Genomic DNA, 12,479 nt, shown 5'->3' on the forward strand with positions numbered 1-12,479 from the left:
TCGTTAGCGGGAGGCGAATTCTACAGCGTTAATCGCTGCTGTCAACACCTCTTTTTCTCCGCTTTCGACCGAGAAGATCGAACCGTTAAAAGAGCTACACACCAGCGCTCTTTCAACTCCTTCCAGGCTTCGATGATCTGAAGCAAGTCGCTGCCGAAAACTGCGTAACTCTTTGAATCTCAAGGAGTTTTCCGTTTCGACTGCGCCGGAAGTGGGGCGAATTATAGACCTCTGGAATCTGCCGTCAACCGTTAATTTCGCTTTTCTTTCAAATCAACAAAAACGTCTCCTATATATAGACGCGACTCTCTCCAGTGCGCAGTATATTGCCCACTACCATAACAACACTTTTGCTTTTATTTGGATGCTGCCCTGTAATGAATGACCAACCCCGCTCCCTTGCCTCCAGTTTGTTCCCGGTTGGCCTGCTCATGATAGCCATGGCATCCATCCAGTCAGGCGCCTCTCTGGCCAAAAGCATGTTCCCGATTATCGGAGCACAAGGGACCACCACCCTTCGCCTGATCTTCGCTAGTGTGATCATGCTGCTGTTGCTTCGCCCATGGCGTGCAAAGCTGACCGCCAAGTCCCTGCGTACGGTGATCGTCTATGGAATGGCTTTGGGCGGGATGAATTTCCTCTTCTATATGTCATTGCGGACAGTGCCACTGGGCATCGCCGTTGCGCTGGAATTCACCGGCCCTCTGGCCGTAGCTATATATGCCTCCCGCCGCGCCATCGATTTTGTCTGGATCGCGCTTGCTGCAGCCGGCTTGCTTTTATTGATCCCAACCGGCGTCACCACTGCAGGGATCGATCTGGTCGGCGCGGGTTATGCGCTGGGGGCCGGAGTCTGCTGGGCGCTATACATTTTGTTTGGACAGAAGGCCGGCGCCGACAACGGTGTGACCACTGCAGCATTGGGCGTGATGATCGCCGCGCTGTTCGTGGCGCCGATCGGCATCATTCATGCCGGCGCTGCGCTGCTCACACCATCACTGATTCCCGTCGCTATCGGAGTCGCCATTCTGTCTACCGCCCTGCCCTACACCCTGGAAATGGTGGCCCTCACTCGAATGCCCGCACGCACCTTCGGCACTTTAATGAGTATCGAACCAGCGTTCGGCGCGCTATCAGGACTGCTTTTTCTTCAGGAATACCTTTCCCTGTCACAATGGCTGGCCATCCTGTGCATTATCCTGGCTTCCGTGGGTGCGACGATGACCATGGGCAGCGGTGCAAAGCCTGCTGTCGCTGCCGACTGAAGCGTAATAAGAAGTGGGTCTGGTAATTGGCGCTTATTTAGGCCATGTTTATCCCCGTAACCCATCGCCAAGCATGGATTTTTTCGCAAAGGACGGCACAACGCTGAAAACGCGAGCGAATACAGGCAGACCCGAGCAACAGACTCGCGGCCGCTATTAAGGATGGTAATGAAACGAATTTTGCTAATGATCGCCTTGCTGGCGATCGCAAGTTGCGCAGCGACCTCGGAAACGCAGGTCAAGCGCGGCAAGAAAGGGCTGCATATCAATTGTTCCGGACTTTCATCCTCATGGGACAAGTGCTACACCAGCGCCGCCAACTCCTGCGCTCCCAAGGGTTACAAGGTGATCGCCAAATCCGGCGATGCTGTGGAAGAACCAGGCGATTATCCGTTCGGCTTGAACCCCGCCGGTTATACCAGCCGCAGCATGATCGTCATCTGCAAATAACTACTCGGCTCGTGGCGAAGTGAGCTGACGCGTAATTTCCTCATGGCTCGAGCGCAACACCGTACGCTGCACGTCCGGTGTTGCCAGCATTCGCGCGACCACCAATGCACCCACGCATTGCGACAGCACCGACCAGGCCAGACTCTCGCTTTCCAGTATCTCAGCCCAGCCCTGCTGAAGGCGGCAAATCCATTCTTCAGCCTGCTCACGCACCTGCACATCGGCACGGGCAATCTCCGCGCCCAATGACGGCAGCGCGCAACCGACCTCAGGTTGCTCGACGTGGGCCATGCTCAGGTACTGCTTCAGACAACGCTCCAGCCGCTGCCGATCTGCACCGCCCTGCCCACCAAGGCGCTCAAGACTCTCACTCAGCTCTCGCTCGACGATGGCAGCGAACAAGGCATCCTTGGAGGAAAAGTGGCTGTAGAACGCGGCCCCACTCAAACCGATGGCTTTCATCAGGCCATCCACGCCCACCGTGGAAAACCCCGATTTCTTTGCCGACAGCGCGCTGCTTTGCAGCAGCCTTTCGCGGGTTTCCGATTTGTGTCCAGCTGAATAACGCATGCCCTCTCCCGAAATAGATCGCCTTGACGCTGTCCGAATCCTAGCATAACGTTCGTTAACTAAACGATCGTTAACCCAAAGGGATTCACCCATGAATAACAAGAAGGTCGTGCTGGTTGTTGGGGCAGGCGACGCCACGGGCGGGGCGATTGCCAAGCGTTTTGCCAGTGAAGGATTCATTGCCTGCGTGACCCGGCGCAGCGCCGACAAACTGCAGCCATTGGTTGACGCAATCATCGCTGAGGGCGGTGAGGCTCATGGTTTTGCCTGCGATGCGCGCAAGGAAGAAGACGTCATCGCTCTCATCGAAGACATCGAGGCCCGCGTTGGTCCTATCGAGGCCTTTGTCTTCAACATCGGCGCCAACGTGCCGTGCAGTATTCTCGAAGAAACCGCGCGCAAATATTTCAAGATTTGGGAAATGGCCTGCTTCTCAGGTTTCCTTAACGCCCGTGAAGTGGCCAAGCGTATGGTGACCCGTCAGCGCGGCACGATTCTGTTTACCGGAGCCACTGCCGGACTGCGCGGTGCTGCAGGATTCGCCGCTTTTGCCGGAGCCAAACATGGCATCCGCGCACTGGCGCAAAGCATGGCCAGGGAACTGGGGCCGATGAACATCCACGTTGCCCATGTTGTGGTTGATGGTGCGATCGACACCGATTTCATTCGCAACAGCTTTCCCGAAAAATACGCAACCAGGGACCAGGACGGCATTCTCAATCCAGAGCACATCGCTGAAAATTACTGGTATCTGCACAGTCAGCCACGGGATGCGTGGACCTTCGAACTGGACCTGCGCCCATGGAATGAACGCTGGTAAGCCCTCCCCTCCTGATTACAACAATAAGAGCAACTTGATCATGACGAAAACCGTGGAGTTCTTTTTCGACCTCGGCAGCCCCACTACCTATCTGGCGCACACCCAGCTACCGAAAATCTGCGCCGAAACCCAGAGTGAATTGGTCTACATCCCGATGTTGTTGGGTGGTGTGTTCAAAGCCACCGGCAACGCTTCGCCAGCAGTCATTCCGGCCAAGGGTCGCTACATGTTCCAGGACCTCGATCGCTTCGCCAGGCGCTACGGCGTCCAGCTCAGATTCAATCCGCACTTTCCGATCAACACGCTGATGTTGATGCGTGCCGTCACTGGCATGCAGTTGTACCAGCCGCAGCGTTTCGGGGAGTTCGTCGACTGCCTGTTCAGGGCGCTTTGGGTGGACGGCCGTAACCTCAACGACCCGCAAACCATCGCCGGGGTGCTGACTGAAAACGGCTTCGATCCCCGAGAGATAATGGCGCTGACCAACGATGAGTCAGTCAAAGCCGCCCTCAAGGAAAACACCGAGACAGCCATCAAGCGCGGCGTTTTCGGTGCCCCCAGCATGTTCATTGGCGATCAGTTGTTCTTCGGTCAGGATCGACTCGACTTCGTAGAAGAGGCATTGCGCCAGGATTGAAGCCAAGCCCCAAGGCACTGTGAGCAGTGCCTTGGGCAAGTCGATCAAATGGCCGCAGTGCGCTCGTTCAGCCAGCTCAGCGCCGCCCCCTCAAGCAATGGGCTCAGACGCTCATGCACTTCGCGGTGATAGTCGTTCAGCCACTGCTTCTCTTCTTGCGTCAAAAGCTCTGCAATCAGACAACGGGTATCGATCGGGCACAGCGTCAGGGTTTCAAACTCGAGGAACTCGCCGAATTCGCTGCTGCCGGCCTCGCGGTTCATCGCCAGGTTCTCGATGCGCACACCCCAGCGGCCTGGACGATAAGTGCCGGGTTCGATCGAAGTGATCATCCCCGGCTGCATAGCCGTTTGCGGCGCTGGTGCAGCCTGATAGGCAATCACCTGCGGCCCCTCATGCACGTTGAGGAAATAACCCACGCCATGACCAGTGCCGTGCCCGTAGTCGACGTTGTCAGCCCAGATCGGCGCGCGGGCGATGGCGTCGAGCAGCGGTGACAGAATGCCTTTGGGGAATCGTGCCCTCGACAAGGCAATCACGCCTTTCAACACGCGCGTGCAATCCTGCTTTTGCTCTTGCGTCGGCGTCCCCACCGGGACCATGCGCGTGATGTCTGTGGTCCCGCCGAGGTATTGACCACCGGAATCGATGAGCAACAGACCATCACCCTCGATCAGCGCATGCTCTTCTTCGGTAGCGTGATAGTGCGGCATCGCACCGTTGGCGTTGAACGCGGCGATGGTGTTGAAGCTCAGCGAAACGTAATCGGGACGACGCTCACGGGCAGCGGTGAGTTTCTCGTCGATGGTCAGTTCGGTGATGCGCTCGCGCCCCCATGCCGATTCCAGCCAGGCGAAAAACTCGCACAACGCCGCGCCATCCTGCTCCATCGCTTTACGGATGTGCTGGGCGTCGGCCTCGCTTTTCTGCGATTTGGCCAACGTGGTCGGGTTCAAGCCTTCGACCAGTTTTACGCCACTGTCCAGATTATCCAGCAAACCTGTAGTCACTCGCGCCGGATCGACCAGCAGGCTCGCGCCACTTGGTACAGCACGCAACGCATCGGCTACTTCGCTGTAGTCCCGCAGGGTCACGCCATCCTGTTCAAGCACGGCGCGCAGATCGGCATCGACCTTGCTCAGCGCCACGAACAGCGTCGCCTGCTGTTGATTGATCAGGGCAAACGATACGAACACCGGATTGAACGAAACATCACCGCCGCGCAGGTTGAACAGCCAGGCGATGTCATCCAGGGTGGCGATGAAATGCCAGTCGGCGCCACGCTCTTGCAAGGTCTGGCGCAATTTAGCGAGCTTCTCGCCACGGCTGACGGTCGCTTGCGGCGGCAGATGCTGATAGATCGGCGCGTTAGGCAGGCTTGGACGATCACGCCAGATTTCCTGCAACAAATCGATATCGGTGCGAAGGCGAGCGCCGCGTGCTTCGAGTTTGCTGCTCAGCGTGCGCGCTGAAGCCACAGCCATTACCGCGCCATCGACCGCCACCACACCGCCCTCGGGGGTTTGCTCGGCTAGCCAGTCGAGCGGGCTCGGCTGCCCCGGTTGCAGCTTGACCAGTTCGATGCCGCTGCCGGCCAGTTCCTTGGTCGCCTGCTCCCAGTAACGGCTGTCGGCCCAGACCCCAGCGAAATCAGCAGTGACGATCAGCGTACCGACCGAACCGTGGAAACCCGACAGCCATTGCCGGCCCTGCCAGTAACCCGGCAGGTATTCCGACAGATGCGGGTCGGCGGACGGCACCAGCAGCGCATGGATGCCTTCGCGGCGCATCAGCTCACGGGTATGCGCCAAGCGCTGAGGCACCGATCCTTCGGTCAAGGTGTGGGAACTCATCATGTCTCCTGCTAATCGCGTCATCATTATTGTTCGCAGCCTTCTCGGCCATGGAAAGCGTCTGTTTAAAGCCCTGTCGCCCAGAATGCCGGGGCACTGGCGCAGGCGGTAGTAATCATTTCGACGGCCCTTTCGACGTCCTCGACGGTGGTAAACCGCCCGAGGCTCAAGCGAATGGTGCGCCCTGCCAGTCGCGCATCGTGCCCCAACGCCAACAGCACGTGGGACGGCGCATTGCTCGCGGAATTACACGCGGAAGTCGCAGAAAATGCGATCGAATGGCTCAACGCGGCGCTGTTGAAATCGCCTTCGCTGAAGGTCAGGCTCAGGGTGTGCGGAATACGTTGCGAGGCACTGCCGTTGAGGCGCACGCCGGGCAACTTCAAAAGCTGTTCAAGCAAGCGTTCGCGCAAAGCGATGATGGACTTTTTCTCTTCATCGAATGCGTCGACGGCCAAAGCGAAAGCAGCGCCCATCCCCGCAATCTGATGAGTCGCCAGGGTTCCGGAGCGCAGGCCACCTTCGTGACCGCCGCCGTGGATCTGCGCATGCAAGCGTTGCTGCGCGTGCGGGCCGACATACAAGGCGCCGATGCCCTTGGGGCCGTAGAGTTTATGTGCGGAAAACGACATCAGATCCACCGGCCAGCGGCTCAGATCGATTGCGACCTTGCCAGCGCCCTGCGCGGCATCGACATGAAACAACGCCCGCCGACTGCGCACCACTTCGCCAATCGCCTCGACATCGTTGAGCGTACCCAGCTCGTTATTGACGAGCATCAGCGACACCAGAAAGGTGTCGTCACGCATCGCTTCGCTGACCGCTTGCGGGGTGATCAAGCCTTCGGCGTCCGGCACCAGATAAGTCACGGCAATGCCTGAATCCTGCAATTGCCGGGCAGTATCGAGGATGGCCTTGTGTTCGATCTGGCTGGTAATGATATGGCCGCCCGAGATGCCACGGGCCTGGGCAACGCCTTTGAGCGCGAGGTTGTTGGACTCGGTCGCACCGGAGGTCCAGACGATCTGCTCAGGTTGCGCGCCGACCAGATCGGCGACTTGCCGACGTGCCTGCTCGACCGTCTGCCGGGCCTGCTGGCCGAAAGCGTGGGAACTGGACGCCGGGTTACCGAAGTTACCGTGAAAACCCAGACATTCGATCATCACCTGGATGACCCGCTCGTCCACCGGGGTGGTGGCGGCGTAATCGAAATACAACGGACGTGTGTTCATAAAGGACTCGCAGAGCGTGTTCCGGGATCAGGAGGCTCGTGTCTGCAAATGACCATGCATAGCCTCGTGAGCTGTGCATGGGTTCGAGAGCGTCATCAATACCTGATCGGATGCCGTTAAAGAAGTAGGGCTTCATTTAAAAGTGCGTAGGAACGCTCCTGAAACCGAGCTTAACAGGCATCGGGCCGGCGATTGAAGCAATGCGTCAGTGAAAGCTTTCGAGCAGTAACGGATACAGCGAGATCACCAGCAACGCCGCCATCCCCCAATTGAACACGCGCAACCAGCGCGGCTCTTTGAGCACATTGCGCAACAGCGTGCCGCATGCCGCCCACAGGCCAACACTTGGGAGGTTGATGATGGCGAATACCGCCGCGATGATCACAACGTTGTAAAAGTAACCCTGCATCGGCGTATACGTGCTGATGGCACCGATGGCCATGATCCACGCCTTGGGATTGACCCACTGGAACGCTGCGGCGCCCAGATAGCTGATCGGTTTAGCCTCGCCGATGGCACTGTCGCCGACCGGGCCGCAATGAGCGATCTTCCACGCCAGGTACAACAAATACGCCGCGCCGACATAACGCAGCACCGTGTAAAGAATCGGATAGGCCTGAAACACCGCGCCAAGACCAAAGCCCACCGCCACCACCAGCAGAAAGAAGCCGCAGCTGATGCCGAGCATGTGTGGAATGGTGCGGTTGAAACCGAAATTGACCCCGGACGCCAGCAACATGGTGTTGTTCGGCCCCGGTGTGATCGAGGTGACAAGGGCAAACAGGGCAAAGCCCAACAGCAGATCAAGCGAGAGATTCATCGAGGCAGTCCATCCAGGGTCATTCAGGTGTTGACCCTATCCCACGCCGCCCGGCAAACCCACGGACAGTTAGGAAAAACTTCAAGCAGTACAGTTTGCTGTCAGCTTGGACGACCGTGCAGCTGTATGGCACGTTCGGCACTCATCTCGCCTTGTTGGTCGAAGCCGAACGTCTTCTGCGGCTGGCCGAGCAACTGGGCTTTCTTCGCATGGTATTCGTCGAACGACAAACCGCTGCGGTTCAGCGCTTCCAGCGCCAGTTCGCGGGATTCTTCAGCGGTGTAAGGGCGCAGCTCTGGCGAAACATGGCTGGCACAGCCAGCAAGAACGGAAACAGCGAGCATCAGCGAAACAGTCAGAAAACGGTTCATGGGAGCGTCCTGGCGAGCAATGTGGGGTCGATGGAGAAAGGCTACGCCCGGGCACGCTCGCGCAGAAATCAACGCTCTCAATAGTGGCTATCAGGTTTGCGCTAACAACGGCTAACCCGGCAAACGGCAATGCAGCGCATCGTCGTGGCTGCGGGCAATGCTGCTGTGCACCTGGAACGAATTGAAGGTCACTGTTTTCGCCCGATGGGTGCGGATCAGTTGCCAGAAATCCTGCTCACCGCTTTCGAAAGTGTGAAACGCCGCCTCTCCCGCTTCGCGGCTTTGCCATTGCAAAAAGCTCAACACGCGACGGCCGTCGTCGCTGGCCTGCACGCTGGCGCTGAGAAATCCGTCGTAACGCTGCGCCAGACGCTCGGTCTGCGTCGCCAATGCCGAGATCAGCGCCGCTTGCTGACGGGGTTCGATTTCGAATTCGATCAATTGGGTAAAGCTGCGATTGCTCATGGAAAACCCCCACTCATCTTGAAGCGAGCCTTGCGACCCGAAGAGCTGCAGGGTAAAACCTCCAGTTAAGTCAAGGTCAAGAGCATTTTCAGCATGATCAGCAAAGACCAGGTGCACAAGCCTCTCACTGTTGGGGACGTTGCGGCGCGCAGCGGCGTCGCGGTCACGGCGCTGCACTTTTATGAAGCCAAGGGTTTGATCAAGAGTGAACGCAACGCTGGCAACCAGCGCCGTTATCCGCGTGCCGTGCTGCGCCGGGTGGCGTTGATCAAAGTCGCGCAACGGCTGGGGATACCGCTGGCGGAAATCGGCGAAGCGCTGAAGATCCTGCCGCAGGATCGAGCGCCAACGGCCGCCGACTGGAAGATGTTGTCTGAACAATGGCAGCGCGAGCTCGACGAACGAATCAGGCAACTGACGCTAATGCGCGATCAGCTCACCGGGTGCATCGGCTGCGGTTGCCTGTCGATGGAGGCGTGTCCATTGCGCAATAAAGGCGACGCGCTCGGTGACCAAGGGCCAGGCCCGCACTTTGGCGAGGAGTGATAACGCTGCTCGTCGGCGGAAAATCTGCGCTGCAGGGACGGTTCTATAGTGATTGCTCCGGGCAGATCCGGAGCAACCACATCTGTTGAAAACAAAAACAGGGAGAACGTCATGAGCGTCAAACCCATTCCTGAGGGGTATCACAGCATTACCCCGTACCTGGGCATCCAACAGGCCGCCGAGGCCATTGAGTTCTACAGGAAAGCCTTCAATGCCAGCGAAGTCATGCGCCTGACCATGCCCGACGGCAATATCGGCCATGCCGAGCTGCGCATTGGTGACAGCGCGATCATGCTCGGCACGCCTTGCGATCAAGGTCCGCTGAGCAATCCTGAGCAGGCGGTGTCGATCGGCTTGCACCTGTATGTCACCGATGTCGACCAGTCATTCCAACAGGCGCTGGATGCCGGGGCGCAAAGCGTATCGGAGGTCAAAGACCAGTTTTACGGTGACCGCAGCGGGACACTGAGAGACCCGTTCGGGCATCTGTGGTTTCTCGCCACGCACAAGGAGGATCTGAGCGAAGAGCAGATTCGCCAACGCGCCATGGAAATGTTCAGCCAAAGCTGAGCACTTGTGCCCTGGATCGGCTGGCAAAAACACCTCGCCGATGTAATTGCGAAACATTTGCTTTCATATCCGCTTTCGGGATTTTCTTCGCTCATCCGTCTTATAGGAATGCAGGCCGTTCGCGTAGGCAAAAGCCACGAACGGCCTCCCGGGGAGTTCCGTGCTGCGAAGCCCGTAGCCCGGCCCCTTCCACCGCAATCAAGACGCGCAATCATGTCGAAGAAATCCCGTTCCAAACTGTGGTTCCTGGTGCATAGCTGGCTGGCGTTGCCGATCTGGTGCTTTGTGTTGATCGTCTGCGTCACCGGCACGCTGGCGGTGGTCAGCCAGGAAATTGTCTGGCTGGCCAACCCGCAAATGCGCGCCAGTCAGCCGTCGGACGATGCGCCGCGACTGAGCTACGACCAGATCCTCGCGGCGATCAAACAGGCCGAACCGCAAACCCTGGTGCAGAGCATCAACCGCCCGGACGAGTCGCACTTCGCCCTCGACGTCGAAGTCAGCTACCCCGACGGTCGCTCATTGACGGTCTACGTCAATCCGTACACCGGGGTCATCCAGGGCGCCGCGCCGGCCTTCGATTTCAAGGCCTTTACCCGCGCCCTGCATGGCTGGTGGCTGGTACCGTTCACCAATGGCTACAGTTGGGGCTGGTATCTGGTGTCGTTGCTCGGCGTGCCGATGCTGGTCTCGCTGATTACCGGGCTGGTGGTCTACAAACGCTTCTGGAAAGGTTTTCTGCGCCCGACCCTGCGCGTGCGCCATGGCGCGCGGATCTTCTGGGGCGACTTCCATCGTCTGTGCGGCATCTGGTCGATCTGGTTCATCGCGGTAATTTCCATCACCGGCATCTGGTTCCTGATCAAGGCTTTCCTTTTCGATAACCAGATTTCCATTTCCAGCGAGCCGATCATTCCGGCGATGTCCCGCGAAAGCGTGCCGATTTCGGCCGCTGGCACCCCGCCGCCGCGCATCAGCCTGGACCGCGCCATCGAAATCGCCCAGCAGAAGATTCCCGGGCTGGAAGCCAGCTACGTCAACCTGCCGGGCAACGCCTACTCGCACATGAGCGTCAGCGGCCGTGGCTGGTATCCGCTGATGTACCAGACCGCGACTCTCAACCCGTACAACGGCGAAATGGCCTCCTCACGGTTGCTGTCCGATCGGTCCTCGCTGGAATTCGTCACCGAATCCATGCGCCCGCTGCACACCGGCGACTTCGGTGGGATCTGGATCAAGTTGATCTGGTTCTTCTTCGGTCTGTTGCTGAGCATGATGATCCTCAGCGGCCTGCTCATCTGGACCAAGCGCACCGCACTGGCCACCGCCAATGCGCTGAAACGCGAGGACAAGAAAAACCGCGTCACCGCGCAACCGGCGCTGCGCCGTGAACCTTCGGAGGCCAGCCTGTGAACAAAGCCATTTCGGTCACACCGCCGTCGCGCCTGTCGCGTTTCTGGCACAAGTGGCGCTTCCACATCAATGTTCTGCTGTTGCTGATTCCGCTGGGCTTCATGCCGAAATACTTTGCCGATGCTTCGCTGTTTCGCGGCGACAGTGGCTTGGGTCAACGGGAAATAGGCACCGTTCAGGTCGGTCCGTGGAGCCTGCGTCTGGCGGAGTTACGCGAAGAGGCGCCGCACTTGAGCGGACCGGCCGGTTACATGAAGGACTTCACTGCCGCTGTCTGTGACAGCTGTGTCGAACAGGTCAAGGCCACTTACCTGCGCATCGGCAAGCCGCGCAGTCTGCGCGCCGCTGGCACGATCTTCTTCGGTACGCCTTATCGCATGGGCACGCAAATGCCGATCCCGGCGAAGACCAAACCTGACGCCGAGCTGTGGATCACCATGGAAGGCTGGGACGGCAGCATGCACCAGGCCGCGATTCCCCTGAGCCAAGCCTCCCCCGCCACGGTTGCGTGGCTGAACAAACAAGGAGCCAAACCATGACTCGCTCACCCCTTCATACCCGTTTGCTCGCCAGCGCTGCGCTGCTGCTGAGCGCCGGTTTCAGTGCCAGCGCCCTGGCGCACAACCCGATGTGCGAATGCAAAGCCATCGATGCCGAACAGATCAAATGCACCGGCGGTTTTTCCGACGGCAGCGGCGCGCCGGGCGTGACCCTCGATGTGATCGGCTACGACGAAACCATTCTCGTGCCGGGCAAACTGGGCGACGACTCGACGCTGACCTTTAAAAAGCCCGGCAGTGAATTCTATGTGCTGTTCGACGCCGGCCCAGGCCACGTAGTGGAAATCGACCAGGCGGATATCGAAGCCCCATGAGTACCCCGACAACTCAAGTGGTACGCCCGGCCGGCGCCGGTCATGAAACCCTCAATGTGCTGCTGTTGTGCCTGGTGATCCTCGCGGTCGCCGGCTCGGTGGTGGCGTGGCGCGGGGTTTCCCATGAACCGGAGCCGGTGGCCAGCAACCAGTACGACGCCCGCCGCGACCTCAGCGCCGCCGAGCAAGGCATCTATGCCGACCTGCGGGTGACCCTCGACGAAATCCGTCTGCTGCGCGAAGAGCAACAAGCCCTGCCGACGCCACAGGTGCTGGCCGAAGAAGGTTTCGCGCCGTTCGCGCAGGACGCCAGTTCGGTCAGCCGTGGTGGTCACGCATGGCAGATGCTCGCCGACAACGCCTATTTCGGCCGTAGCGCGACGCCTGATGTCGCCGGCTCGTTTCTGATGCGTGTCGGTGCCGACGCCAACGCGGCGCCGGACATCTGGCTGAACCGCAGCGCCGATCCCCCGCCGGCGGTGGATCTGTCCGACGCCGCGCTGTCTGCCGCTGGCTGGAAACAGATCGTCGCGCAATTCGATGCCGGGGTTACCCGCGAACATCGCCATTGATTCCTCGCCTTTATCCGAGAG

The 12,479-nt window shown here is 59.1% G+C and carries 16 protein-coding genes; 10 read left to right on the forward strand and 6 right to left on the reverse strand.

Annotated features, from left to right (window positions below; genetic code table 11):
• The first annotated feature begins 377 nt into the window (after positions 1-377).
• Together rhtA and ACIGDJ_RS08265 are read left to right on the forward strand one after the other, a co-directional pair.
• A complete protein-coding gene (gene rhtA, locus ACIGDJ_RS08260) occupies positions 378-1,265 on the forward strand; it encodes a threonine/homoserine exporter RhtA (protein WP_101155655.1) in 888 nt (295 codons plus the stop codon).
• Positions 1,266-1,433: 168 nt separating this feature from the next.
• Positions 1,434-1,715, forward strand: coding sequence for a hypothetical protein (locus tag ACIGDJ_RS08265; protein WP_041478482.1), 282 nt, complete (start codon positions 1,434-1,436; stop codon positions 1,713-1,715).
• On the opposite strand, the gene ACIGDJ_RS08270 is transcribed toward ACIGDJ_RS08265, so the two are convergent.
• Complete coding sequence (locus ACIGDJ_RS08270; RefSeq protein WP_397479270.1) at positions 1,716-2,285, reverse strand: TetR/AcrR family transcriptional regulator; 570 nt, start codon at positions 2,283-2,285, stop codon at positions 1,716-1,718. It lies immediately after the preceding gene.
• A 91-nt stretch (positions 2,286-2,376) separates the two neighbouring features.
• On the opposite strand from ACIGDJ_RS08270, the gene ACIGDJ_RS08275 reads away from it, so the two are divergent.
• Both ACIGDJ_RS08275 and ACIGDJ_RS08280 read left to right on the forward strand, forming a co-directional pair.
• Positions 2,377-3,105: an SDR family oxidoreductase gene (locus ACIGDJ_RS08275; RefSeq protein ID WP_101155651.1), complete on the forward strand. Its 729-nt coding sequence runs from the start codon at positions 2,377-2,379 to the stop codon at positions 3,103-3,105.
• 40 nt (positions 3,106-3,145) lie between these two features.
• Positions 3,146-3,742, forward strand: a complete 597-nt coding sequence (locus ACIGDJ_RS08280) for a 2-hydroxychromene-2-carboxylate isomerase (protein WP_101155649.1) — start codon at positions 3,146-3,148, stop codon at positions 3,740-3,742.
• 44 nt (positions 3,743-3,786) lie between these two features.
• Here the strand turns inward: ACIGDJ_RS08280 and ACIGDJ_RS08285 are convergent, their stop codons facing one another.
• The 5 genes from ACIGDJ_RS08285 to ACIGDJ_RS08305 all read right to left on the reverse strand — a co-directional run bounded on the left by ACIGDJ_RS08285 (position 3,787) and on the right by ACIGDJ_RS08305 (position 8,483).
• The gene (locus tag ACIGDJ_RS08285) at positions 3,787-5,595 is read right to left on the reverse strand and encodes an aminopeptidase P family protein (protein WP_313000055.1); all 1,809 of its coding nucleotides are present in this window, start codon (positions 5,593-5,595) and stop codon (positions 3,787-3,789) included.
• 65 nt (positions 5,596-5,660) lie between these two features.
• A complete protein-coding gene (locus ACIGDJ_RS08290; RefSeq protein WP_101155645.1) occupies positions 5,661-6,827 on the reverse strand; it encodes a cysteine desulfurase family protein in 1,167 nt (388 codons plus the stop codon).
• 205 nt (positions 6,828-7,032) lie between these two features.
• The gene (locus ACIGDJ_RS08295; RefSeq protein WP_101155643.1) at positions 7,033-7,647 is read right to left on the reverse strand and encodes a LysE family translocator; all 615 of its coding nucleotides are present in this window, start codon (positions 7,645-7,647) and stop codon (positions 7,033-7,035) included.
• Positions 7,648-7,748: 101 nt separating this feature from the next.
• Positions 7,749-8,018 carry a hypothetical protein gene (locus ACIGDJ_RS08300; RefSeq protein ID WP_101155641.1) on the reverse strand — a complete coding sequence of 90 codons (270 nt, stop codon included), beginning with the start codon at positions 8,016-8,018 and terminating at the stop codon, positions 7,749-7,751.
• A 111-nt stretch (positions 8,019-8,129) separates the two neighbouring features.
• Positions 8,130-8,483, reverse strand: a complete 354-nt coding sequence (locus ACIGDJ_RS08305) for an antibiotic biosynthesis monooxygenase (protein WP_101155639.1) — start codon at positions 8,481-8,483, stop codon at positions 8,130-8,132.
• Positions 8,484-8,576: 93 nt separating this feature from the next.
• Here ACIGDJ_RS08305 and soxR point away from each other — a divergent pair, with 93 nt between their 5' ends.
• The 6 genes from soxR to ACIGDJ_RS08335 all read left to right on the forward strand — a co-directional run bounded on the left by soxR (position 8,577) and on the right by ACIGDJ_RS08335 (position 12,458).
• On the forward strand, positions 8,577-9,029 hold the full coding sequence (gene soxR, locus ACIGDJ_RS08310) for a redox-sensitive transcriptional activator SoxR (protein WP_313000048.1): 453 nt from the start codon (positions 8,577-8,579) through the stop codon (positions 9,027-9,029).
• Positions 9,030-9,140: 111 nt separating this feature from the next.
• Complete coding sequence (locus ACIGDJ_RS08315; RefSeq protein ID WP_397479271.1) at positions 9,141-9,599, forward strand: VOC family protein; 459 nt, start codon at positions 9,141-9,143, stop codon at positions 9,597-9,599.
• Positions 9,600-9,812: 213 nt separating this feature from the next.
• A complete protein-coding gene (locus ACIGDJ_RS08320; RefSeq protein ID WP_397479272.1) occupies positions 9,813-11,012 on the forward strand; it encodes a PepSY-associated TM helix domain-containing protein in 1,200 nt (399 codons plus the stop codon).
• Positions 11,009-11,551, forward strand: coding sequence for a hypothetical protein (locus ACIGDJ_RS08325; protein ID WP_041478472.1), 543 nt, complete (start codon positions 11,009-11,011; stop codon positions 11,549-11,551). Before ACIGDJ_RS08320 ends, ACIGDJ_RS08325 begins: the two co-directional genes overlap by 4 nt.
• Positions 11,548-11,886 carry a hypothetical protein gene (locus ACIGDJ_RS08330; protein WP_101155631.1) on the forward strand — a complete coding sequence of 113 codons (339 nt, stop codon included), beginning with the start codon at positions 11,548-11,550 and terminating at the stop codon, positions 11,884-11,886. Before ACIGDJ_RS08325 ends, ACIGDJ_RS08330 begins: the two co-directional genes overlap by 4 nt.
• Positions 11,883-12,458, forward strand: coding sequence for a DUF6162 family protein (locus ACIGDJ_RS08335; protein ID WP_397479273.1), 576 nt, complete (start codon positions 11,883-11,885; stop codon positions 12,456-12,458). Before ACIGDJ_RS08330 ends, ACIGDJ_RS08335 begins: the two co-directional genes overlap by 4 nt.
• Positions 12,459-12,479: the final 21 nt, after the last annotated feature.

The organism is Pseudomonas sp. NPDC079367, assembly GCF_044542195.1.
Taxonomy (GTDB): Bacteria; Pseudomonadota; Gammaproteobacteria; order Pseudomonadales; family Pseudomonadaceae; genus Aquipseudomonas.

Coding starts and splice junctions, on each gene's coding strand:
- rhtA (WP_101155655.1), top strand. CDS start 378: ATGAATGACCAACCCCGCTCCCTTGCCTCCAGTTTGTTCCCGGTTGGC.
- ACIGDJ_RS08265 (WP_041478482.1), top strand. CDS start 1,434: ATGAAACGAATTTTGCTAATGATCGCCTTGCTGGCGATCGCAAGTTGC.
- ACIGDJ_RS08270 (WP_397479270.1), bottom strand. CDS start 2,285: ATGCGTTATTCAGCTGGACACAAATCGGAAACCCGCGAAAGGCTGCTG.
- ACIGDJ_RS08275 (WP_101155651.1), top strand. CDS start 2,377: ATGAATAACAAGAAGGTCGTGCTGGTTGTTGGGGCAGGCGACGCCACG.
- ACIGDJ_RS08280 (WP_101155649.1), top strand. CDS start 3,146: ATGACGAAAACCGTGGAGTTCTTTTTCGACCTCGGCAGCCCCACTACC.
- ACIGDJ_RS08285 (WP_313000055.1), bottom strand. CDS start 5,595: ATGAGTTCCCACACCTTGACCGAAGGATCGGTGCCTCAGCGCTTGGCG.
- ACIGDJ_RS08290 (WP_101155645.1), bottom strand. CDS start 6,827: ATGAACACACGTCCGTTGTATTTCGATTACGCCGCCACCACCCCGGTG.
- ACIGDJ_RS08295 (WP_101155643.1), bottom strand. CDS start 7,647: ATGAATCTCTCGCTTGATCTGCTGTTGGGCTTTGCCCTGTTTGCCCTT.
- ACIGDJ_RS08300 (WP_101155641.1), bottom strand. CDS start 8,018: ATGAACCGTTTTCTGACTGTTTCGCTGATGCTCGCTGTTTCCGTTCTT.
- ACIGDJ_RS08305 (WP_101155639.1), bottom strand. CDS start 8,483: ATGAGCAATCGCAGCTTTACCCAATTGATCGAATTCGAAATCGAACCC.
- soxR (WP_313000048.1), top strand. CDS start 8,577: ATGATCAGCAAAGACCAGGTGCACAAGCCTCTCACTGTTGGGGACGTT.
- ACIGDJ_RS08315 (WP_397479271.1), top strand. CDS start 9,141: ATGAGCGTCAAACCCATTCCTGAGGGGTATCACAGCATTACCCCGTAC.
- ACIGDJ_RS08320 (WP_397479272.1), top strand. CDS start 9,813: ATGTCGAAGAAATCCCGTTCCAAACTGTGGTTCCTGGTGCATAGCTGG.
- ACIGDJ_RS08330 (WP_101155631.1), top strand. CDS start 11,548: ATGACTCGCTCACCCCTTCATACCCGTTTGCTCGCCAGCGCTGCGCTG.
- ACIGDJ_RS08335 (WP_397479273.1), top strand. CDS start 11,883: ATGAGTACCCCGACAACTCAAGTGGTACGCCCGGCCGGCGCCGGTCAT.